Raw genomic sequence first — 21244 nt, forward strand, 5'->3', positions numbered from 1 at the left:
GTTGTTATGTATTATGAGAACAGCAAAATTATCGCTCAGAGGAGGGGTGCGCTTGGCTTTCGGCGCCAGAGTATTAAAAACGGGGATAGCAGTTGCCCTAGCGCTGTATGTATGCAGCCTGCTTGAATTTACGGCGCCAGTCATCGCTGCCGTGGCAGCCATTTTTGCCATGCAGCCGTCTATCTATAGATCATGGCGCTATTTTATAGACCAGATTCAGACCAACACACTCGGAGCTACACTGGCTATGGTGGCCGGCAGTCTATTCTCCAATGACCCATTCTTCATCGGACTTGTATGTGTATTGGTCATCATGATTTGTCTAAAGCTGAAAATGGAAGAAACCATCGGTCTGACCTTGGTCACGGTTATTGCGGTGATGGAGGCGTCCGGGCAGTGGCAGTTTGCGCTAAGCCGGTTTATTTTGAGCTTGATCGGGATTGGTTCGGCCTTTTTGATCAACATTTTATTCATTCCGCCAAAGCCCAAGGAGCAGTTTGTCAGCCAAGTGCAGGGTGTTTTCTCTAAGCTGTCCCTGCTTTTAAGGACCTTTATTTCGGACGAGATAAAAGAAAACGTGTTCCGCGATGAGAAGGAGAGCCTGGACAACGCTTATAACTCCTTGGCACAGAAGTACAATCTATTCGAGGAAGAGCTCAAAAAGCTCAAGCGTCCCAAATACAGCAGAATTCGGCATCTCGTCGTATACAAGCAAATGTTGAGCACTGTCCGAAAAGGCATTGCGGTGTTGGAAGCGGTGGAGGAGCATTACTTCCAATCGGCGCACACACCTGACATGGACAGGTATTTTGACAACTATCTGGAACGGCTCACCAAATACCATGAGCATGTGATGCTTAAGTTTGACGATAAGTTAAAGCCTGAGCACGAAGAAGCACAGCGGATGGAAGAAGCGAACGAAGAGTTCATGCGCACCATGATTGAAGGGTACAACGAGGGACACGACGGGCAGCTTCGATTATCAATTGTGGCTGCAGCCATGTATGATTATTGTTATCAGATCGGACGGCTTGACAAGCTGGTAGAACAATTCAATAAAGGTCCCGAAGATAAGGACACAGCGGAAAAGGCGCTCGGTTGGTTTAAAGGCAGACAGTAACCCAGCATGAGCTGAAAAGCGAAATACGGCTCCACCGCGGAGGTTGGTCACCGCGCGGCGGAGCCGTATTTTGCTGTGTCTGTCGAAACGCTGCGCGGCGAGTGGAAAAGCAATTTTGCCCCATGTGCCGAAACCGTCAGCAAAAAGCGGAGGGTGAGAAAATCATCTTTAAGCCTAGAGCTTATAAAGTTCACCGAACTTGTCATTGAAATATTGAACCAGATAGTCGGGGTTCAACTCTTCTCCCGTCACCTGAGTGATGATCTCCGCCGGGGTGAGTGATTTTCCATGGCGGTAGATTTTTTCAGTGAGCCAATCCCTGATCGGCAGCAGATTGCCACCTTCAACCAGACTGTCGAAATCAGGCAATTCTTGGCGGATTGTTCTTCTGATTTGTGCCGCATACATATTGCCCAGAGCGTACGACGGGAAGTAGCCAAACGAGCCGCCTGCCCAATGCACATCTTGCAGCACCCCTTCCCCGTTGTTCGTCGGAGCAATTCCAAGGTAATCCCGGTATTTTTGGTTCCACACTTCCGGCAGATCCGAGACGCGCACTTGCTCGCTGAACAATTCCTTCTCGATCTCGTAGCGCACCATGATATGCAAATTGTACGTTAACTCATCCGCTTCAGTACGGATCAACGAAGGTCTGACCTCGTTAGTGGCTTTGTAATAATCGTCCACAGACACGGCATCTAACTGGCTGGGGAAGGCCTTTTGCAGATCGCCGTAATACCGGTTCCAAAACGGACGGCTGCGTCCGATCATGTTTTCCCAGAAGCGGGATTGTGACTCATGTATCCCCATAGATGCCCCTGTTGCCAACGGCGTGCCGACCAGATCTGGAGAAATATTTTGCTCATACAGGGCATGCCCGCCTTCGTGAATCGTGCCAAACAGGGCACTGTTCACATCATTCAGCACATACCGTGTTGTGATTCGGACATCGCCCGGATTGAGTCCCGTCGCGAACGGGTGCACCGTTTCATCCAAACGTCCTGCTTCGAAATCGTAGCCCATTTGCTTCAAGATGAACAAACTGAATGTTTTCTGCTGCTCCTTATTAAACGTTTGCTTCAGGAAGCCGGTGTTCGGCTGGTGGGGCGAATCTTGGATCGCCGCGAGCAGCGGCACAACCTTCTCCCGAAGGGCGCCGAACACCTGATCCAGCTTTGCGACCGTCATATCAGGCTCATACATATCTAGCAGTGTGTTGTATTTGTGGCCCTTATAACCCCATAAGTCGATGAATTCCAGATTTGTGGCTACTATTTTTTCGAGATACGGTCGGAATTTCGCGAAGTCCGCCTCTTCTTTGGCCTCTTCCCACACAGATTCCGCTTGCGAGGTCAAAACAACGTACTCTTCGTATTTTTGCGCCGGGATGCGTTTGCTGCGATCATAATCTTTTTTACATTCTGTGACACTTCGCTGTTCGATATGGCTCAGCTTGTTGAGTTGCTCCGGTTCCGATAAGTATCCAAGCATTTCTCCCATTTCATCGGACACCGACATCCGAAACAGCTCTCCGGACAGTACACCTACAACTTCAGAACGGATCGCAATACCTTTCTTCGGCGCTCCGGTGCGCATGTCCCAATACATCAATCCAATAGCTTCATCATAGCTCTTCATTTTTTTCAAATAGGTCTTGAATTGTGAAAGCTTTTGCTCAAAATTCGTGTTCGGCATATCATACACTCCTCTCAAACGTATTGCTTTGATCATACTGCGTCTGCCAAACAGAAGCAAATTTGTTGAGATTTGTGGTAAACTAGCTTCAAGGGGTGAAAACCAATGCAAATCACGATGACAGATGGAGCCGTGGAACAGATCAAAAACAAGCTTCCCGCTGGCGACGGAGAACTGAAACTGGCATTCGACACCGAAGACTGCGGCTGCGCGGTAACCGGCGTGCCAACTCTATGGATTACTGACCGGCCGAACAAGCAGGATGTGCGCGCAGAGGGTACTCCAATACCGGTTTGGTACGACAAACACCACGAGCTTTACTTCGAAGATCGCATGACGCTCGACTACGAGCCGTCGCGTGGTGATTTCGTGCTGAAGAGCAGGGGGCAAATCTACAACGCCAAAATGCGCCTAGTGGACAAACGTCAGCAACACTAAGATTACGGGATAGGAGATTCCGGAAAACAGAGACGGAGGGGAATAATGTTGTCTTTACTCAATACCATTATCGAACATAACCAGGATTTCGTAGAAACAAAGGAATACGAGCAGTTCCGTACAACCAAGTTTCCCGATAAAAAAATGGTGATCGTCACGTGCATGGACGCGAGATTAACTGAGCTGCTGCCGAAAGCGATGAATTTGCGCAACGGCGACGCAAAAATTATAAAAAACGCGGGCGCCATCGTGTCCCATCCGTTCGGCAGCGTCATGCGCAGCATTATCGTAGCGGTATATGAGCTTGGGGCCGAGGAAGTGTTCGTCGTAGGGCACCACGAATGCGGCATGACGGGGCTGAACCCGCAGTCGGTGCTGGAGAAAGCGAAAAGCCGTGGCGTGAGCGAAGATGTTATTGCCACTTTGGGGAATGCCGGCGTGAACCTGGATAACTTTTTGACGGGGTTTCAATTCGTGCACGATGGAGTAGTGAGAAGCGTTGATTTGATCCGCAAGCACCCCCTCCTTCCTAATAACTTGCCGGTACACGGTCTGTTGATTCATCCCGAAACCGGACGATTGGATATCATAGACAACGGTTACAAATCATAGTTCAATGAACGATGCAAAAGGACTACGTTCCCGCGATTACGGCGGCACGTAGTCCTTTTTCTGCGGTATGCACGATTCAGCGGACGCCTATGTTATTTGTTCTCACCCGACCGGAGCTTGCCCTCCAGCAGAGCCATCAACTCACGCTCCAAATTGACGCCGCCCCTGGCGGGCACTGCCCCGTTATCCAGTGCATCGTGATCTTCCCTATGGCTTGGCGAGAGCTGCGGTGTAAAATGTCCCGCCCTCTCTTGACTGCGCCGGGACCGGAATTCGCTGATCATAGCGTCGCGCTGCTCGGGCGTTATATCCTGCCTTCCCTTAAACTCCTCAAAAGCTTCAATGCGGCGGTGCGCTCGGTTTTGCCAGTCCAGGACAAACTGTTTTTGCCTGGTGTCGAGCAGAGAGAGAATCTCTTGCTCATGCAGCGGCGTCATTTCACCTTCCCGGCTGTTGCGCTGAATCAGCGGCAGCAGCTGCTCCGCCTGTACGGCCGTCAGCGTTAGATGGTTGTGCTTATCCATTCGAATCAAAATTTGAAACAATATGACCATTTCTCGTTCACTCACGCTCTGGACTTCATCTTTTGCTGTCTCAGCAGCCTTGGCCGGCTCCGCTATAGATTTGGGATGGCCACATCCGCTCAAACCGATGATTACCAACAAAATTGCTGCCACTGATTGCGTTTTGTTCATGCCCCTACCTCCCTACCGGAATCAGCGGAAAAGCCAGCATAAACTCCGTGCCGGCCCCTGGCTGGCTGGTAACCGATATGCTTCCTTTCATACCGCTCACGAGATGCTTCACAATCGTAAGTCCTAAGCCTGTGCCCTCGGAGCAAGGGGTACGTGCGTGCTCCACCTTGTAGAATCTGTCCCAAATTCGATGCAGTTCATGCTCGTGCATGCCAATTCCCGTATCACGCACCAGGATTACTGCATTTTCGCTTTGCGCACGTAATTCGACCGTTATGGTTCCGCCTCCGGGCGTAAACTGGATTGCGTTATACAGCAGGTTCTGCAGCACTTGTGCGAACCGGTCGGGATCCAGCTCAGCTGTAAGCAGCTGCAAAGCGGGGTCCGGCACGCGAGCCTCCAATATCAGGCTCCTTTCCCGCGTTATCGTGCTGAGCAATTCCAAAGTCTCGGCAATCGCTTCGTTCAACACCAACGGGCGCAGCCGGATCACATCCATGCCGTTCTGAATGCGTGCCAGATCCAATAAATCATTGACTAAGCGCTGTAAGCGCTGTACTTCAAAACCGCATATTTTCAAATAATGGCCGTACTTATCCGCGGGTATCACCTTGTCATTCATAGCGATAATCAATCCGCGCAGTGAAGTGAGCGGGGATCGCAGCTCGTGTGAAACGTTGGCGAGAAATTCCTGTCTCGTATCCTCCCATTCGTTTAACTGGGTCACCATGAAATTAAAGCTCTTGGCCAATTGCCCGACTTCATCATTCGAGCCTACCGGCACCCGTGCAGAGAAGTCACCCGCGGCGAGCTCCAACGCGGCCCTGTTTATCTGCTGCAGTGGCCCGGCCAGCTTGCGCGATAAGATGTACAGAATAATTCCTACGGTGAGCAGTGAAAACAGCAGCGGTACGACGATATTCCAACGCACTGCGGCGAGTGCCTCGCTCACCTCGACTGCAGGCACGTGCAGGAAAATCACGACAGGCTGTCCGTTCAGCTGTGCGGGGGCATAATGCGTAAGGAAGCCTTCCATGGCATTCTCGTCGAGCTTGTAAGGTGCCGCGACAAAGCCGGTGTTTCCTTTCAAGCCCTCGATAAACAACGCGTCCATCGTTTTCGGAATAACTGTCCCGTCTCGTTCTGAGGAGCCGTTCAGTACGTTCCCTTTGGCGTCGACCAACCACACACTTCCATTGATGCTGCGTGCGATAATCCTGATGCCAAAGCGGAGCTCGCGGGTCGAAATGGTCCCCTCCTGCACAGACGGCAGCAGCTTGGCGACCTCTGCGGACCGGGCTGCGAGCAGCTCTTTTTTATCCATATAGAATAAGTCCGTAAAGTAGGCGTTCCAAAATAACGCCAGACCAACGAAAAATAGAATGCAGGTTACGAGGAATGAAAGAAAGATTTTGATGTAAAAGCTTTTCAGCCATCGTTTAAGCATGTCGAGTTACCTCAAACGAATATCCGATTCCCCACAGCGTCTGAATGGACCATTCCTGGCTTGCGCCTAGTTTTTTGCGGAGATTTTTCACATGCGCGTCAACCGTACGGGTGCCGCCTCTAAAATCAAAATTCCATACGTAACCGAGAAGGTCCTCACGAGAATAAACCCTGCCGGAATTGGACGCGAGAAAATAGAGCAGTTCAATTTCTTTGGGAGTGACATCTATCCTTTGACCGTTAACGGTCACCTTATATTGCAGGGGGTCGATCGTCATTGCTCCAATGTTTAACGATTGGCGATGGGACCCAGGCAAGGCGCTGCCGGTGGGAGTTTGATTCCTGGTCCGGCGCAGCACCGCCTTAATTCTCGCGATAAGCTCGTTCGGATCAAATGGTTTGACAATGTAGTCGTCTACCCCCAGATTGAACGCACGCAGCTTGTCGATCGATTCACCTTTGGCTGTGAGAAAAATAATCGGCGTCTGTGCCAACGCGCCCGTTTCGCTGCGAATTTGACCGCACAGCTCAAAACCGGAGTAATCGGGGAGCATCACATCCAACAGCAGCAAATCCGGGCTATGTTCCTGCAGTGCCTGCAGTACCTCGCCTCCCCTCCACGCTATGATCGGATCATAACCCGCGTGCTCCAAATATAAACGGATGACCTCGACAATATTGGGTTCGTCGTCAACAACGACAATCTTGCCCAGTTTGGCATCGTGGTTCATTCGCGGACCTTCCTTGCAGCTGTTTTCGCATGCCGGCTGCGTTCCCGCTCCGCGATAACTCCGCTGCGGTCCCTCAAAGTATGCTTATTAATCAGATACGTATCGTCAAAATTGCTTGGGCACTGCCATGTGAGATTCGTCGCTGCACACCGTTCCCGGCACAAGCTGAGAAGATCAGGATCGGCTAAAGGGATATTTAAATCCCGGTATTGAAAATCCGGCTTATTCAGCTCCCTGAGCCTTTCTTGCAATCTCTCCCGAAACGCCGCTGCTTCGATCCCCAGCCTGTGCATATCTTCATCCGTCAGGTTGCCCAACGCGTTCCTCAGCAATTTCACCGCCCCCGCCAGGTTGCCCCGCCGCTGATGATACATCGACACGGCCACTTGGATACAGCCGACATACGCTTTATTCAGGGGGTCATCGGGATGCTCCTTCCAGTACTCCTCCAACACTTCATGGCATTCAAAAAAGTCCCTTTCCGCATGGAAATGGATAAGATAATCTATAAAAGCCTGTGGATAGTGCGACATGATTTCCCGCCTCTTCATCATATTTACTTTATCGGCACGTTTGGCTTATTCGGAAAATGGTTACTCATATTGTAACAAGAAGGAATAAAAACTGAAACCTTTGACTAGATTATTCGTAGTAATCATAGTATACTTCCAACACAACTATTCTAAATGGAGGCTGAAGAACAAATGTTCAAAAAATTATCGCTTCTCATGATGGCGTGTGCTATCGCCTTTTCGTTCAGTGCGGCAGATGTGGTGGACGCGAAGCCGAAGTCCTCATATTCGTCGTCGAAGAAGAGCTACGCTCCAAGCAACTCCACTACGCAGACGCCAAACAGCGGCATTGACAAGAATCAGCCGAATGCTGCGACAAAAGCCCCAGGCGCTACTAATCCTGCTGCTGCGACCAAACCCGGCTTCTCTGCCGGCGGTTTTATGAAGGGTATGCTGGTGGGCGGTTTGGCAGGCTTGTTGTTCGGCAGCTTGTTTGCTAACATGGGCGTGCTCGGAAGCATCCTTGGTCTGCTCGTGAACGTAATGGCGATTATGGCGATTATCGTTCTGGCAGTGAAATTGGTTCAGTTCTTCAAAAACAGACGCAAATTCAACGATCAACCAAGACGTTACTAATCCATTTTGATTGATGAGGTCGTTTAATCATGAGACTATCCGAGCAGGAAATTATTAACGCGATTTGCCTGAATATCGCCCAGCGGAAACAATTGCAGCCGAACCAAGTCGAGGTCGAACTGATGTGGGACGAAGAGTACGGCTTTTCCGCCGAAGTGTTCACCGAGGGCCGCAGTCAGATCATTGTGGCGGCCAACATTTTGGAGGCAATCGAGCGCTACGCGTTGAACCAACTCAATACGCGCGTGTTTCGGGATCAAATCCATTTGAAGCTGGAAGAAGAAATCGTAGCGGATATTCATTGACGTCTTGACCTGAGAATATTATGACAGCATCCCCCGTGACCGGTATCGTGCCGGTTGCGGGGGATTTTTTATTTGCGGCCCTTTCCATCGGTGTATCCCGCCCACATATTATTTCAAGCAAAATGCCTATTCTACTATTTTTCGAATGCAACTTCTACGTAGATTTTGCGTTTAATAGGTAGATTAGTAGAAAGAGGCTGATACCTGTTGAATCGCAAGACCGCACTTATCGCGTCCGTTTTGGCGCTGTTCATCTCCTCATCCGGTACCGTTATGGCGGTGGACAAAACATCCAAATACCGTGTCTACCAGGATAACCATATTCTCCTAGAAACATCCGATTATAAAACTGCTGAGAACTACGCGAGGCAATTTAAGAGCAGCTATGTCGAAGAAATCGGTTCCCGCCAATGGCTGTGGCACAATTATCCCCGCTTCAAAGTGTATCAAAACGGATACAGCAGCTCTGCGTGGGAATTTGCCACTTACGGTGAAGCGATTCGCGAGGCAGCCAACTGGTCGCACGCCAGCGTACGTGATCTACAATCGGGAGGCTGGGTGTGGGATAACTATCCGAACTATCGTGTCTATCAAAGGGACATAACGCTGGATTATTGGAAGTTCGCTACCCTGTCTGAGGCCATCGTGGAGGCGCGCAAATGGGGCAACGCACATATAATCGACCTTCGCACTCATGCGTGGGTATGGGATAATATCACCTCATCGGAAGAAGCGAAACAGCGTTCGCGCTCGAAAATCTATCAAGTATATCAAGGTACCTACACCACGGACGCATGGGCATTCGGATATCTGGAGGATGCTATCAACGAATCGCTAAAATGGGCCAACTCGACTGTGGTCAACAAAGAGAAGGGCAATCAGGTGGTTTTTTCCAATACCCAAAGGTATAAAGTCTATCAAAATAGCACGTTGATCGGCTCTTTTATGAGTGTCGACGAAGCCATAGCGTACGCTGAGCTGTATGCGCACACGAACATTTATGATTCTGAGTCCTCCCATGCCAATCGGAGCATTTGGTCCAATTACCCATACTATCAGGTTTTTCAAAATGAAAACTGGATCTCTGAATATTCTGATGTTGCTAGTGCATTGAATTATGCCAAGGGCTACAGCAACGCCTCTATTCGTCTCTCGGACAGCGGCACGATCATTTGGGATAATTTTAGAAATCTGCAATTTTGGGGTTGGAACGGAAGCTCGAATCACGGCACCATACAAAGTCAGGTAAACAACACATTGGGCCTAGATGCCGTCTCACCCACTTATTTTGTGTTGGCAGACAGCACCGGTACCATCACCGATACATCCAACAAGGAAACGGTGGATTGGCTTAAGAAACAAGGGCATCAAGTTATGCCGCTGGTAAACAATCAGTTCAACGCTGCACTCACTACACAGTTTCTGGCGAATCCGCAGGCTCAGGCCAAATTCATCCAGGATCTAGTGAACAAATGTGCGGCCCTTGGCGTGGATGGTATCAACGTCGATTTCGAGAGTCTTGCGGGTAAAGACAGGGCCAATTTCACCAACTTTGTGCAAAACTTAACAAATGCGGCGCATGAGAAGCAGCTGCTCATCTCCATCGACCTGCCGCGGGGCAGTGTGAAATGGAACGCTCAAACCGCCTTCGACCACGAAAAACTAGGCTCAATAGTAGATTACATGATCATCATGGCCTATGACCAGCATTGGAAAGGCAGTACGGCACCGGGCTCTGTGGCAGGTCTGCAGTGGGTTGAGGAAGGTGTAAAAGAGTTTCTCTCCTACGGCATCCGAAGAGACAAATTAATCGTAGGTATTCCGTTTTATGTGCGTGAATGGCAAATAGACAGCACCGGAAAGCTCATCGGCAATCGCGCGGTACTGCTGAAGGATGTGCCTGCGTTGATCGCAAGCACAAACGCAGTGATCACCTATGACGCGAGATTTGGACAGAACAAGGTGGAATATACTCAAAACGGCAACCAATTCGTATTTTGGTTGGAAGATGAGAAGACGGTGAAAGCCCGCTTGGATATTGCCAAAAAGTACGATCTTGCCGGGGTCGCCGCATGGAGGCTTGGCTATGATTCGGCACATTTGTGGAAGATGATGATTCAGCAAAAGTAGAACGTATAAGCCCGAACCACCCAGTTGTATTAGCTGGAGTGCCTCGGGCTTTTTGCTGCAGTTGCACCCCGACCGGAGGAGTAGATACCTCCACTGCTGGCAGCAGCCGTCGCCCGGTACGCTTGCACGTCCTCTGTGACACATTCGCCCATGATATTGTATACAATGTATTGAACGATGAAGTACCAATGTAAAATGCCTATTCGACCATGGTATGAGTTGGTCAGACACGGCTACACGAAGGGAGATATTCCGACGATGTATGACAACAATCTGTTTTCCGCGCACACATCGGCCAATATGCATTTAATTGCGGATATTGCCAAAGCAATCAACGGAGAATATAGTGCGATTTTCTGTTATGCGCAGTTAGCGAAATCTGCACCTAACGAGGAAGCAAGAAATCAAATTCTTGAAATTCGAGATGATGAAATCAATCATTATAAATCTTTCTCACAAATCTATGCGTCATTAACTGGCAGACAGCCTACTCCCCAAATAATCGAACAATGCGAGGCACACTATGAAGCAGGTCTAAGGGCCGCGTTCAAGGATGAACAAATGACAACGGACTTTTATCTTGATATTGCTGATAGAACGAATCAACCATACATTAGAGAAACATTCCGCCGTGCTTCGGCAGACGAACAAAACCACGCCGTTTGGTTTTTGTATTACTTGACGGCAAATTAATCAGATAACGTACTTTCTCAAGCGGCAGACAATCAGTTTATCGCTCAATGCAAATCCACAGGATTATGTGCAGCCGGATCAAACTAGGACATTCATCGGGTTCTCCTCATTTTTGTTATTTATCAATCGCAGCTCACCCCCAGGGCATAAGTCCAAGCAGGGACGGTCAGTAACACATAAACATGTTTTTGTAACGTCAAATGAACGAAGAGAGGAGATGCAGAATGCCACTTAGTGGTCTTATCCCGTTCGTGGATAGACTGCCCATACCCAGGGTGCTTAAGCCGGTGTCGCAAAATCGCATCAGCACCAATTATATAGTGAGAATGACAGAGTTTAGACAAAAGCTACACCGCGATCTTCCCCCCACCCGATTGTGGGGCTATGAAGGCAAATACCCAGGCCCCACGATCGAGACTCACAAAAACAGATTGATCAAAGTATTATGGCTTAATAAACTCCCCAGCCGCCATCTTCTGCCCGTGGATAAAACCATTCATGGCGCCAACCACGGGGCTCCGGAAGTACGAACCGTGGTACATGTTCATGATGGAGTTTCTCCACCCGACAGCGACGGTCATCCGGAAGCATGGTTTACCAGGGGGTTCAAGCAGACAGGACCGTACTTCCGACGGAAAATTTCGCGCTACCCCAATCGTCAACAAGCGACGACCCTGTGGTACCACGACCATGCGCTAGGTATCACAAGGTTGAATGTGTACGCCGGATTGGCGGGATTTTATCTGCTTCGCGATAAGCATGAAAAATCCTTGCAGTTGCCCAAAGGGAAATTCGAAATTCCGTTACTCATTCAAGACCGGTCATTTAATAAGGACGGATCCTTATTTTATCCCAAAAAGCCGACACCCGCTCCTCCCAAAAGTCCAACTCCGTCCATCGTCCCGGAATTTTTCGGTGATACGATCCTGGTGAATGGAAAGGTTTGGCCCTTCCTTGAGGTACAACCCCGCAAATATCGGCTACGCCTGGCAAACGGTTCCAACGCACGATTTTATACGTTATCGTTCACGTCTGGCCAACCATTCATTCAAATTGGAACGGATGGAGGACTGCTGCCGAAGCCCGTACTCGTGAAAAAGCTCATTCTGGGTCCCGCGGAACGTGCGGATGTCATCGTGGATTTTTCCAAGTACAAGGGCCAAACCATTACGCTAAAAAACAACGCACGGGCACCATTTCCAAATGGCGATCCGGTAGATCCCAAAACGACCGGTTTGGTTATGCAGTTTCGGGTGACCCAACCTCTGAAGCAGAAGGATAACAGCAGGGTTCCCGTCCGGTTAAACCGCATAGCTCCGCTATTTCCTCACCAAGCAAGCAGAGTCAGGAACCTGCCTCTGGTGGAATCTACTGATCGGTTCGGACGGTTGATGCTGCTACTGGATAACAAGAGATGGGATGACCCGATCACGGAGAAACCACGATTGAACAGCGTGGAGGTATGGAACTTAATTAATACCACACCGGATACGCATCCCATCCATCTCCACCTTGTGCACTTCCAGATAGTTAACAGACAGCCGTTCGATGTTGCTCAGTTCAACGCCAATGGGAAACTTATGTTCACGGGACCTTCCAGGCCGCCTGATCCGAATGAAAAGGGATTAAAGGACACGGTGAGAGCCAATCCCGGCGAGGTAACCCGCATCATTGCCCGCTTCGGGCCGTTTACCGGCGAATATGTGTGGCACTGCCACATTCTGGAGCATGAAGACCATGAGATGATGCGCCCAATGTTCATTAGCCCCAACAAAACGAAGTCTGTCGTTCACAACAACCACCCCACAACCGTCTGGATCGCGCCTACTATCTTACGCCGCCTGTCGAGCAGACGGGTAAAACGGCGGAGATAGTTGAATTAAGGACCAGCGGTCATCAGAAAAATTTACAGGAGATACCAACTATGGCAAAAAACCGCCAGGATGATTGCATCCCGGCGGTTCACTTTTTCTGTATTGAACTTGTTGGCATCCACTTGCATTATTTATGGATCACGCAGTTTCAGTTAGACCTTGATTTGTGTCACACACGCCCATGTTGCATACAATGTATTAAATTTGTTGTATGGAGAGGATGGAGTGTGAATTTGGCAAATCAACAGGCGTTAGAACAAATTGTGCATGGACTCAATCTCGACCTGGCGTGGGAATATGCAGCAGGCATTCAATATGCCCAACATGCAAGCTTGTTAAGAGGTGCCGCTTACTTTGCGGTCGCGGAAGAATTGCAGGAGCATTCAAAGGATGAGTTTGGTCACGCCATCGTGTTAAATGAATTGATTCAGTATCTAGGTGGCATTCCTACAACGCGAGTCGCCCCTGTTGCCGTTTCCATGGACAATAATGAAATGCTGCGGCAAGATCTGCAAGGTGAATACGATGCAATTCGGCGCTATTTGCAGCGAATCCACCAACTTGAAGCGGTAGGTATGTATGACTCGGCACAAAAAATCAGGGATATCGTGGTGACGGAGCAAGAACACGCAATAGACCTTGAGCTCGCCTTGGGGATTGAGAAAAACTTGGTTCCACCGACACAGCTCACATTTTAAGAAACTCCACTTGCAGCAGATGGCTGCTAGTTGAAAAAGACGCTACCCCTCGGTAGCGTCTTTTTGCTGTGTCGGCCCTTCAATGCCTGGACCAGGATACTTTCAACGAATAAGCGACCATGAGCACCAGAATGACGAACGACAAAATAAGATTGTCCACTGGATTTTCATGGTGTACGATTATGAACCGCAGCGTACCGGTGATTCCGATGTACAGAAGATACCGGATGGGAAAATGGTAATCCTCCCGGAAATACTTTACGATCATGGACAGAAACGCAAAGTAGAGGAAAAAAGCGAGCACGTCCTGTAAAACCCGATGAATGTCGAGTGACACTGCCAGCGTTGACAGCAGTATAATACCTAGCTCTCGTATCATCAATAAAGTTAACATAATACCTAAAATAATTAGGGACCCATTCAGTATATATTGGAACCCATTAATAACCCGGTTATTCATGGATTTCCCCCCCCACGCAACAGTGACAATCATTAATCATATCATGCTAATCATATATCATTGCTATGATGCCTTTTTTATTACTGCTTCGGTGCGCCCGACTTTGGTAAAAGAAGCAAAATATATAAATCCGACGAACAGCGCTCCGCCGATAACATTGCCGATGAAGGTCGGGATGACGTTGCCGGCAAAATCAATCCATGTGAAATGGCCTGCAAATATCGCTGCTGGAATGACGAACATGTTGGCTACTACGTGTTGGAATCCAATGGCAACGAATGCCATAATAGGAAACCATATGCCCGCAATTTTACCTGCCACATCGTTAGCCCCGTAAGAGATCCAAATCGCGAGGCAGACCAGCCAGTTGCACCCTATCCCAGATACTAGAGTTTGAACGAAGGACTCTTGTATTTTGCTTTGTGCGATGGCTACGGTTTTAGCCAAATATGGGCCGCTCTCCGTTAAACCGACAACATGTCCGAAGAAAAAAGCCACGAACAAAGCGCCGGCCAGGTTCGCTAAAGTGATCCAAACCCAATTGTTCAGTACTCTGGTAAGCGAAATCCTCCGGGCATAGTACGCCATGGTTACCGACATCATATTGCCGGTGATTAGTTCCCCTCCCGCGAGGACAACTAACATAAGACCTACCGGAAACACGGCCCCGCCCAAAAAGTTTGCCAGACTCCCCCATTCTGCCGGCAGGTTGGCGATCACCCGGATATCAAGCAAAAACCCGATTGAAATGAACGCTCCGCCCAAAAAACCGAGCATGAGCAGCTGAGATAATGACAACTTAGTTTTTTGGACACCAGCCTCAATTGCGATTCCGGCAATGTCTGCCGGCTTGTGAAACGACATTAGAAATCCCTCCACCTATTTGACATATAAAAAAGCAGCATCAACAACCCCTGATGGATCAAGGGTTTGCGAATGCCGCTTAATTTCCCCGCACTTTCTTTACAGGGAGACCAAATCATCATCACTTTTGCCTTGGAAGAGAAAGTCTACAGGACGTGCATACTCTCCATTTCCACATGTATATGAACGCTAAGTGCTTAATCGCTGCTCATCATATCAAATAAACTTCGGACTGGCAATCCTTATTTTGTCGACTCATGCACTCAGCCGCCGATATGGGACATTTCAACTTTGCGTGACAGCTGTGTATGTGTGCCGCTCAACCGTTCGTCAGAGTAGCGGTCCGACCGGTTATTCCAAACCTTTAGGATCTCATTGTAAATATCCGAATCGGTTTTATCTGCGCGCAGCAGCTGTCTCAGGTCATATCCGTCAGAAGCAAACAAGCACGTATAGAGCTTGCCTTCAGCCGAAATCCGGGCTCGAGTGCACGTCGAACAAAACGAATCGGTCACCGATGAGATGATGCCCATCTCCTGATCACCGTCCGTGTAACGATAACGGCTCGCCACTTCCCCAGTGTAATTCGCTTCTATCGGCTTGCATGGCATCACCGCATTCACGGTCTCGTAGATTTCACGCTTGGACACAACCTCATCCAGCTTCCAAGAGTTGGAATTGCCCACGTCCATATACTCAATAAACCGGAGGATATGCTTCTTCTCTTTGAAATATTGTGCCATAGGAACGATATCCTGGTCATTCTTGCCCTTTTGCACCACCATATTGACCTTTACCTGCATGCCTGCTTCCGCGGCGGCCTCTATGCCTTCCAGCACCGTCTTCACACTGCTTTTGTTGCCGTTCATGTAGGCAAAACGCTCTTCATTGAGCGAGTCCAGGCTCACTGTCACGCGCGGCAAGCCGGCTTTATGTAGCGCAGCCGCGAACTTCTTCAGCAGCGACCCGTTGGTTGTGAGCGCAATATCTTCTACTCCGTCGATCTGGTACAGCCGTTCGATGAGCTTGGGCAGATCTCTTCTGAGAAGCGGCTCTCCCCCTGTAATACGCAATTTTTGTACACCCAATGAGACAAAAATCCGTGCAAGTCGTTCTATCTCTTCAAAAGACAAAATTTTATCATTCGATAAAAAAGCATACCCCGGGCCGAAAATCTCTTCCGGCATACAGTACCGGCAACGAAAATTGCACTTGTCGGTGACCGATATGCGAAGATCCCTTAGCGGGCGCCGCAATTTGTCCGAGACAACATGTTCCATGTTGATCCCTCACTTCTTGTTTGTTTTGCGATTCGTACGAGGGCGACTAATCAATATTGACTATTCGTTGCGGATGGGTGTATACGTTCAATGACCGGTTGCGAATGAATCCGACGGTGGTGATCCCCAATTCCTCGGCCAGCTGCAATGCCAGCTCCGTCGGAGCCGATTTTGACAAAATCACTTCACAACCGATTTTAGCGACTTTCAGCAAAATTTCAGAGGATATACGGCCGCTGAAAACGATAATTTTATCCCCGATGGAAATATCGTTTTTCAGGCAGTGCCCGTAGATTTTGTCCAGCGCGTTGTGTCTGCCTATGTCCATCCGGCTCAGTACAATACCGTTCACATCACATAGCGCGGCATTATGCACTCCACCTGTGTTATGAAATGTCGCTGCAGACTGCTGCATCTCCGACATTAGACGGAAGCAATCGTCTAGGGACACGTTCACCCTGATGTCGTTCATTTTTTTGGCGGTCAATGCATCATTGGCAAATACGAATCCTTGCCTGCTCATCCCGCAGCATGAGGTGATGTACCGTTTGCTCTGCAGCTCGCGGGAGAATGGATTGATTTTGGATGATTTCACATGGACGAAGCCTTCCTTCTCCTGCACCCATATCTCATCGATATCCGCATATCTTCGAATCATGCCCTCGGACGCAAGATAACCGACCACCATATCTTCGATGTGCTCCGGTGTGCATACCATCGTCATCAATTCTTGTCCGTTGATTTTGACGGTCACAGCGAATTCCGTTACTATGGTGTCCTCGGCACGCTTGATCTGCCCGTTCTCAAAGCGGATGATTTCGCGCTTTACCTCTGTCGGATTCATTTCATCATCCCCTGTCCACCGCTATATTTTTATCAAAGACGAACACGGACACTGCGATATCCTCTTCGACCTTCATATCCGAAAAAAGATGCACAAGCTTCGCCCCCACCAGCTCCTCCAAACCTTCCGGAGGCTTGACGGAATACAGATTTTGTATCATTTTTGTGCGAGCCACATGCACCATATCTGTTCCTTCCGGACTGCTGGCGATGAACTTCTCCGTCGGAGTTAAATTCCCATACAGCGTCGAGATTGCCATATTTTCGACGAACACAGTGTGAATTCTTTCCGGTCCTTTGCCGAACAAATCCTTGCGCAGCTTACGAATAATGTCATTGAATTCATGTACCATTTTTGACATGATGAAATTCCCCCAGATATAGAAAGACAGTTGAAGCTGCCTCTATGTTTACATTACAATCTTTTAATAATAAATCAACCTCAGGTGAAAAAAAAGCGAAAAGCTATTTTTCGGGTTAGGCAAAAGTACCCAAGACATGAGTTTTATAATTTATATTGTTTATTTTAACAACGGGCGCTATAATAAAAATGTTTGCGATGGAATCATGGTATACATATGTTGTGGTTCTATCAATTTTCGTTCCATGGAGCAATGGATTGGTATATTAGCAAGATGTGCTAATAAACTATTCCACCACAATTGTCACGTACCTCAGAGGTTTGTGGCTGTGTGGTGGATTTTTTTTATTCTCTCAGAGGAGGTACGACCATGAAAGACAACATGGTTAATATTACTATCGACGGTAAAAGTTATTCAGCCAAGCCGGGCTCAACGATCCTGGAGATCATTAATCAGAACGGGATCCAGCATCCTCAGATCTGTTACGTACCGGAAGTCGATCCGATTCAGACATGCGATACCTGTATCGTAGACGTCGATGGAAAGCTTGCACGGTCCTGTTCCATGATCGCTATGAACGGTATGAATGTTCAGCTGTCGTCGAAGAGCGCGAAAGAAGCTCAAACCGAAGCCATGGACCGCTTGTTGGAAAATCACCTGCTGTACTGCACTGTTTGTGATAACAACAACGGTAATTGCAAACTGCACAATACAGCAGAGATGATGGAAATTGAGCATCAGAAATACCCGTACTCGCCGAAAGTGGACTTGACCGACGTCGACATGTCCCACCCATTTTACCGCTACGACCCTAACCAATGTATCGCCTGCGGCCAGTGCGTGGAGGTTTGCCAGAACTTGCAGGTCAATGAGACATTGTCCATCGATTGGGAAGCGGACCGCCCCCGGGTTATCTGGGATGACGGAGCGGCAATCAACGATTCCTCCTGTGTCAGCTGCGGCCAGTGCGTCACGGTGTGCCCTTGTAATGCGTTGATGGAGAAATCGATGCTCGGCGAAGCCGGATTTATGACCGGTTTGAAGCCTGACATGCTTGAGCCGATGATCGATCTGGTTAAAGAAGTAGAGCCGGGCTACAGCGGTATTTTTGCAGTTTCCGAAGTGGAAGCGGCAATGCGCGACACCCGCACCAAAAAGACGAAAACAGTATGTACCTTCTGCGGCGTAGGATGTTCTTTTGAAGTGTGGACAAAAGGCCGCAAGATCTTGAAAGTTCAACCTTCCGAAGGACCGGTTAACGCAATCTCCACCTGTGTGAAGGGTAAGTTCGGATGGGATTTCGTGAACTCCGAAGAACGTATCACCAAGCCTTTGATCCGCAAAAACGGTATGTTCGTCGAGTCCACTTGGGACGAAGCGCTCGACCTGGTGGCAAGCAGATTGGGCTCGATTAAAGAACAACACGGCAACCGTTCTATCGGCTTTATCTCCTCTTCTAAGATTACCAATGAAGAAAATTACGTGATCCAAAAATTAGCCCGTCAAGTATTTGAAACAAACGACGTGGACAACTGCTCCAGGTACTGTCAATCACCAGCTACTGACGGCTTATTCCGCACGGTAGGTATGGGCGGTGACGCGGGAACCATCAAAGATATCGCTGCAGCAGGTTTGGTTATTGTTGTGGGTGCGAATCCGGCGGAAGGCCACCCTGTATTGGCTACCCGTGTCAAGCGCGCACATAAGCTGCACGGCCAGAAGCTGATTGTTGCAGACATTCGCAGAAACGAAATGGCGGAACGTTCAGACATTCACATCAGACCAAAACAAGGCACAGACCAAGTGTGGTTGATGGCCGTAACCAAATATATGATCGATCAAGGCTGGCATGATCAAAAATTCATCGATGAAAATGTCAACTTCTTCGAGGATTTCAATGTTGTTCTTGAAAAGTATACGCTCGGTTATGCGGAAGAGATCACCGGTATCTCCAAAGATACGCTCATTCAAATCGCCGAAATGATTCGCGATGCGGACGGTACTTGTATCCTGTGGGGTATGGGCGTCACTCAGAACACAGGTGGTTCCGACACCTCCGCCGCCATCTCCAACCTGCTTCTGGCAACAGGCAACTACCGTCGTCCGGGTGCCGGTGCCTATCCGCTGCGCGGTCATAACAACGTGCAAGGTGCTTGCGATATGGGCACGTTGCCAGGCTGGCTGCCAGGCTATCAGCACATCACTGATGACGTAGCCCGTGCCAAGTTTGAAAAGGCGTACGGCGTGAAAATCGATAGCAAACCGGGCCGCGACAACATTCAGATGCTGCACGCGATCGAAGAAGGCGAAATGAAAGCCATGTACCTGGTCGGTGAGGATATGGCACTGGTGGACTCCAACGCGAATCATGTGCATGACATTTTATCCAGCCTGGAGTTCTTTGTAGTTCAGGATATTTTCATGTCCAAAACGGCTCAATACGCCGACGTGATTCTGCCTGCGACTCCTTCTCTTGAAAAGGACGGAACCTTCACGAATACGGAACGCCGTGTACAGAGACTGTACCAAGCACTTCCTACTCTCGGAGATTCCAAGCCGGACTGGTGGATCATCCAGCAAGTCGCTAACCGCCTGGGTGCCGACTGGAACTACAGCCATCCAAGTGAAATCTATGCTGAAATGGCGAGCCTGTCTCCAATCTTCAGCGGAGCGAACTATGAAGTGCTGGAAGGCTGGAACAGCTTCCTGTGGGGCAGCCATGAGGGGGTCAGCACACCACTGCTTTATGTGGATGGCTTTAACTTCCCGGATAAGAAAGCCCGCTTCGCCCTGTCCGACTGGGTAGAGCCTGCCGAATTCCCGGAAGAGTATGACCTTCACATCAACAATGGCCGTATGCTGGAGCATTTCCACGAAGGAAACATGACGAACAAATCGAACGGTATTCAAGCGAAAGTTCCTGAGATTTTCGTTGAAGTGTCGCCGGAGTTGGCCGAAGCACGCGGATTTAAAAATGGCGCACTTGTACGGCTGGTGTCTCCGTTCGGAGCGCTGAAGCTGCCGGCGCTTGTGACAAATCGCGTGCAAGCAAATGAATTGTTCCTGCCGATGAACTCGACGGACAAAAACTCTGCCATCAACTTCTTGACAGGTCCCGCGGTCGATCGCCGTACGAATACGCCTGCATATAAGCAGACAAAGGTTCGCTTGGAAGTTCTCAGCACCGACGGAGAAAATCCGCTGCCGCTGACTAACCCTCGCTACAAAAAACGTCACCCGCAAAATGGCGTTGAGGTTCAGCGAAAATGGAATCGTCCGGGCTATGTTCACTTAACTAATAATTAAAAGGAGGATTGCACAATGGCATCCCCTATCGCATCGATAAAAAAATATAAACCAAGTGAAGAAGAACTGAAACAGCAAAAGCTGGAAGCATTAAGCAGTTTGCTCGCCGAGAACGAACAAGCATTGAATAAAATATTTGACATTGTTGGCGAGCTGCACGACACCGGTGTGCTTGAGGCTGCGGACTCCATGCTAAAAGCTAAAGAGCAGATTGCAAAAATCGCTCTCGGGCAGGTCACACGTGAGCCGGTAACCAATCTAATCAATAATCTGATGGGCGCTGCTGCTGCCCTCACCAGCCTTGACCCTGAGTTCACGAACAGGCTGCTTAGCGGTGTGTCAACGGGCGTCGACGAAGGCAACAAGCACCTTCAGAGCAATAAAAAAATCAGTGTACTGGACCTGGTAAAAGTGTTAAACGATCCGGATATTAACCGCGCTATCGGTTTCGGTATTCATTTTATGAAAGGTCTGGGTAAAGGATTAAAAGAAGAATAATTAGTGCAAGGAACCTTTCGTCTCAAACAGGCTGAAAGGTTCCTTT

At 49.0% G+C, this 21244-nt stretch carries 21 protein-coding genes; 11 read left to right on the top strand and 10 right to left on the bottom strand.

Annotated features, from left to right (window positions below; translation table 11 throughout):
- Positions 1-52 precede the first annotated feature (52 nt).
- On the top strand, positions 53-1120 hold the full coding sequence (locus tag CBW46_RS05525) for an FUSC family protein (protein WP_089199006.1): 1068 nt from the start codon (positions 53-55) through the stop codon (positions 1118-1120).
- A 174-nt stretch (positions 1121-1294) separates the two neighbouring features.
- Here the strand turns inward: CBW46_RS05525 and CBW46_RS05530 are convergent, their stop codons facing one another.
- Positions 1295-2815, bottom strand: a complete 1521-nt coding sequence (locus tag CBW46_RS05530; RefSeq protein ID WP_089199007.1) for a carboxypeptidase M32 — start codon at positions 2813-2815, stop codon at positions 1295-1297.
- 105 nt (positions 2816-2920) lie between these two features.
- On the opposite strand from CBW46_RS05530, the gene CBW46_RS05535 reads away from it, so the two are divergent.
- Both CBW46_RS05535 and CBW46_RS05540 read left to right on the top strand, forming a co-directional pair.
- Entirely contained in the window at positions 2921-3253 is a 333-nt protein-coding gene (locus CBW46_RS05535) for an iron-sulfur cluster biosynthesis family protein (RefSeq protein ID WP_089199008.1), read from the top strand.
- A 48-nt stretch (positions 3254-3301) separates the two neighbouring features.
- Positions 3302-3865, top strand: coding sequence for a beta-class carbonic anhydrase (locus CBW46_RS05540; protein ID WP_089199344.1), 564 nt, complete (start codon positions 3302-3304; stop codon positions 3863-3865).
- 92 nt (positions 3866-3957) lie between these two features.
- Here CBW46_RS05540 and CBW46_RS05545 read toward each other — a convergent pair whose 3' ends face one another.
- From CBW46_RS05545 to CBW46_RS05560, 4 genes are read right to left on the bottom strand one after another with little or no spacing between them, the layout of a single operon-like run.
- On the bottom strand, positions 3958-4560 hold the full coding sequence (locus CBW46_RS05545; protein ID WP_089199009.1) for a hypothetical protein: 603 nt from the start codon (positions 4558-4560) through the stop codon (positions 3958-3960).
- A 4-nt stretch (positions 4561-4564) separates the two neighbouring features.
- Positions 4565-6007 carry a sensor histidine kinase gene (locus CBW46_RS05550; protein WP_089199010.1) on the bottom strand — a complete coding sequence of 481 codons (1443 nt, stop codon included), beginning with the start codon at positions 6005-6007 and terminating at the stop codon, positions 4565-4567.
- On the bottom strand, positions 6000-6737 hold the full coding sequence (locus tag CBW46_RS05555) for a response regulator transcription factor (RefSeq protein ID WP_089199011.1): 738 nt from the start codon (positions 6735-6737) through the stop codon (positions 6000-6002). The genes CBW46_RS05550 and CBW46_RS05555 overlap by 8 nt, the downstream gene beginning before the upstream one ends.
- On the bottom strand, positions 6734-7270 hold the full coding sequence (locus CBW46_RS05560; RefSeq protein ID WP_089199012.1) for a DUF309 domain-containing protein: 537 nt from the start codon (positions 7268-7270) through the stop codon (positions 6734-6736). The genes CBW46_RS05555 and CBW46_RS05560 overlap by 4 nt, the downstream gene beginning before the upstream one ends.
- Before the next feature lie 171 nt (positions 7271-7441).
- Here CBW46_RS05560 and CBW46_RS05565 point away from each other — a divergent pair, with 171 nt between their 5' ends.
- The 6 genes from CBW46_RS05565 (at position 7442) to CBW46_RS05590 (ending at position 13585) form a co-directional block, all read left to right on the top strand.
- A complete protein-coding gene (locus CBW46_RS05565; RefSeq protein WP_089199013.1) occupies positions 7442-7885 on the top strand; it encodes a hypothetical protein in 444 nt (147 codons plus the stop codon).
- Positions 7886-7914: 29 nt separating this feature from the next.
- Positions 7915-8190 (top strand): YxcD family protein, encoded by a 276-nt coding sequence (locus CBW46_RS05570; RefSeq protein WP_089199014.1) that lies wholly within the window; start codon positions 7915-7917, stop codon positions 8188-8190.
- Between the two features lie 207 nt (positions 8191-8397).
- Positions 8398-10320: a glycosyl hydrolase family 18 protein gene (locus tag CBW46_RS05575; RefSeq protein ID WP_089199015.1), complete on the top strand. Its 1923-nt coding sequence runs from the start codon at positions 8398-8400 to the stop codon at positions 10318-10320.
- Positions 10321-10578: 258 nt separating this feature from the next.
- Complete coding sequence (locus CBW46_RS05580; RefSeq protein WP_089199016.1) at positions 10579-11013, top strand: ferritin-like domain-containing protein; 435 nt, start codon at positions 10579-10581, stop codon at positions 11011-11013.
- 224 nt (positions 11014-11237) lie between these two features.
- On the top strand, positions 11238-12887 hold the full coding sequence (locus CBW46_RS05585; protein ID WP_089199017.1) for a multicopper oxidase family protein: 1650 nt from the start codon (positions 11238-11240) through the stop codon (positions 12885-12887).
- Between the two features lie 50 nt (positions 12888-12937).
- Complete coding sequence (locus tag CBW46_RS05590) at positions 12938-13585, top strand: ferritin-like domain-containing protein (protein ID WP_165842200.1); 648 nt, start codon at positions 12938-12940, stop codon at positions 13583-13585.
- A 79-nt stretch (positions 13586-13664) separates the two neighbouring features.
- Here the strand turns inward: CBW46_RS05590 and CBW46_RS05595 are convergent, their stop codons facing one another.
- The 5 genes from CBW46_RS05595 to CBW46_RS05615 all read right to left on the bottom strand — a co-directional run bounded on the left by CBW46_RS05595 (position 13665) and on the right by CBW46_RS05615 (position 17394).
- Positions 13665-14045, bottom strand: coding sequence for a phosphate-starvation-inducible protein PsiE (locus CBW46_RS05595; protein WP_089199018.1), 381 nt, complete (start codon positions 14043-14045; stop codon positions 13665-13667).
- Positions 14046-14108: 63 nt separating this feature from the next.
- Entirely contained in the window at positions 14109-14909 is an 801-nt protein-coding gene (locus tag CBW46_RS05600; protein WP_089199019.1) for a formate channel, read from the bottom strand.
- Positions 14910-15172: 263 nt separating this feature from the next.
- Positions 15173-16189: a GTP 3',8-cyclase MoaA gene (moaA, locus tag CBW46_RS05605; protein WP_111361060.1), complete on the bottom strand. Its 1017-nt coding sequence runs from the start codon at positions 16187-16189 to the stop codon at positions 15173-15175.
- A gap of 46 nt (positions 16190-16235) precedes the next feature.
- Positions 16236-17033: a formate dehydrogenase accessory sulfurtransferase FdhD gene (gene fdhD / locus CBW46_RS05610; RefSeq protein ID WP_089199021.1), complete on the bottom strand. Its 798-nt coding sequence runs from the start codon at positions 17031-17033 to the stop codon at positions 16236-16238.
- 4 nt (positions 17034-17037) lie between these two features.
- Positions 17038-17394: a Na-translocating system protein MpsC family protein gene (locus tag CBW46_RS05615; protein ID WP_089199022.1), complete on the bottom strand. Its 357-nt coding sequence runs from the start codon at positions 17392-17394 to the stop codon at positions 17038-17040.
- 369 nt (positions 17395-17763) lie between these two features.
- Between CBW46_RS05615 and fdhF the strand changes: the two genes are divergently transcribed.
- Both fdhF and CBW46_RS05625 read left to right on the top strand, forming a co-directional pair.
- Positions 17764-20700 (top strand): formate dehydrogenase subunit alpha, encoded by a 2937-nt coding sequence (gene fdhF, locus CBW46_RS05620; RefSeq protein ID WP_089199023.1) that lies wholly within the window; start codon positions 17764-17766, stop codon positions 20698-20700.
- 15 nt (positions 20701-20715) lie between these two features.
- On the top strand, positions 20716-21198 hold the full coding sequence (locus CBW46_RS05625) for a helical membrane plugin domain-containing protein (protein ID WP_089199024.1): 483 nt from the start codon (positions 20716-20718) through the stop codon (positions 21196-21198).
- The last annotated feature ends 46 nt before the right edge of the window (positions 21199-21244 follow it).

The sequence above is a fragment of the Paenibacillus xerothermodurans genome, from assembly GCF_002220865.2.
In the GTDB taxonomy this organism is placed as follows: Bacteria; Bacillota; Bacilli; order Paenibacillales; family NBRC-103111; genus Paenibacillus_S; species Paenibacillus_S xerothermodurans.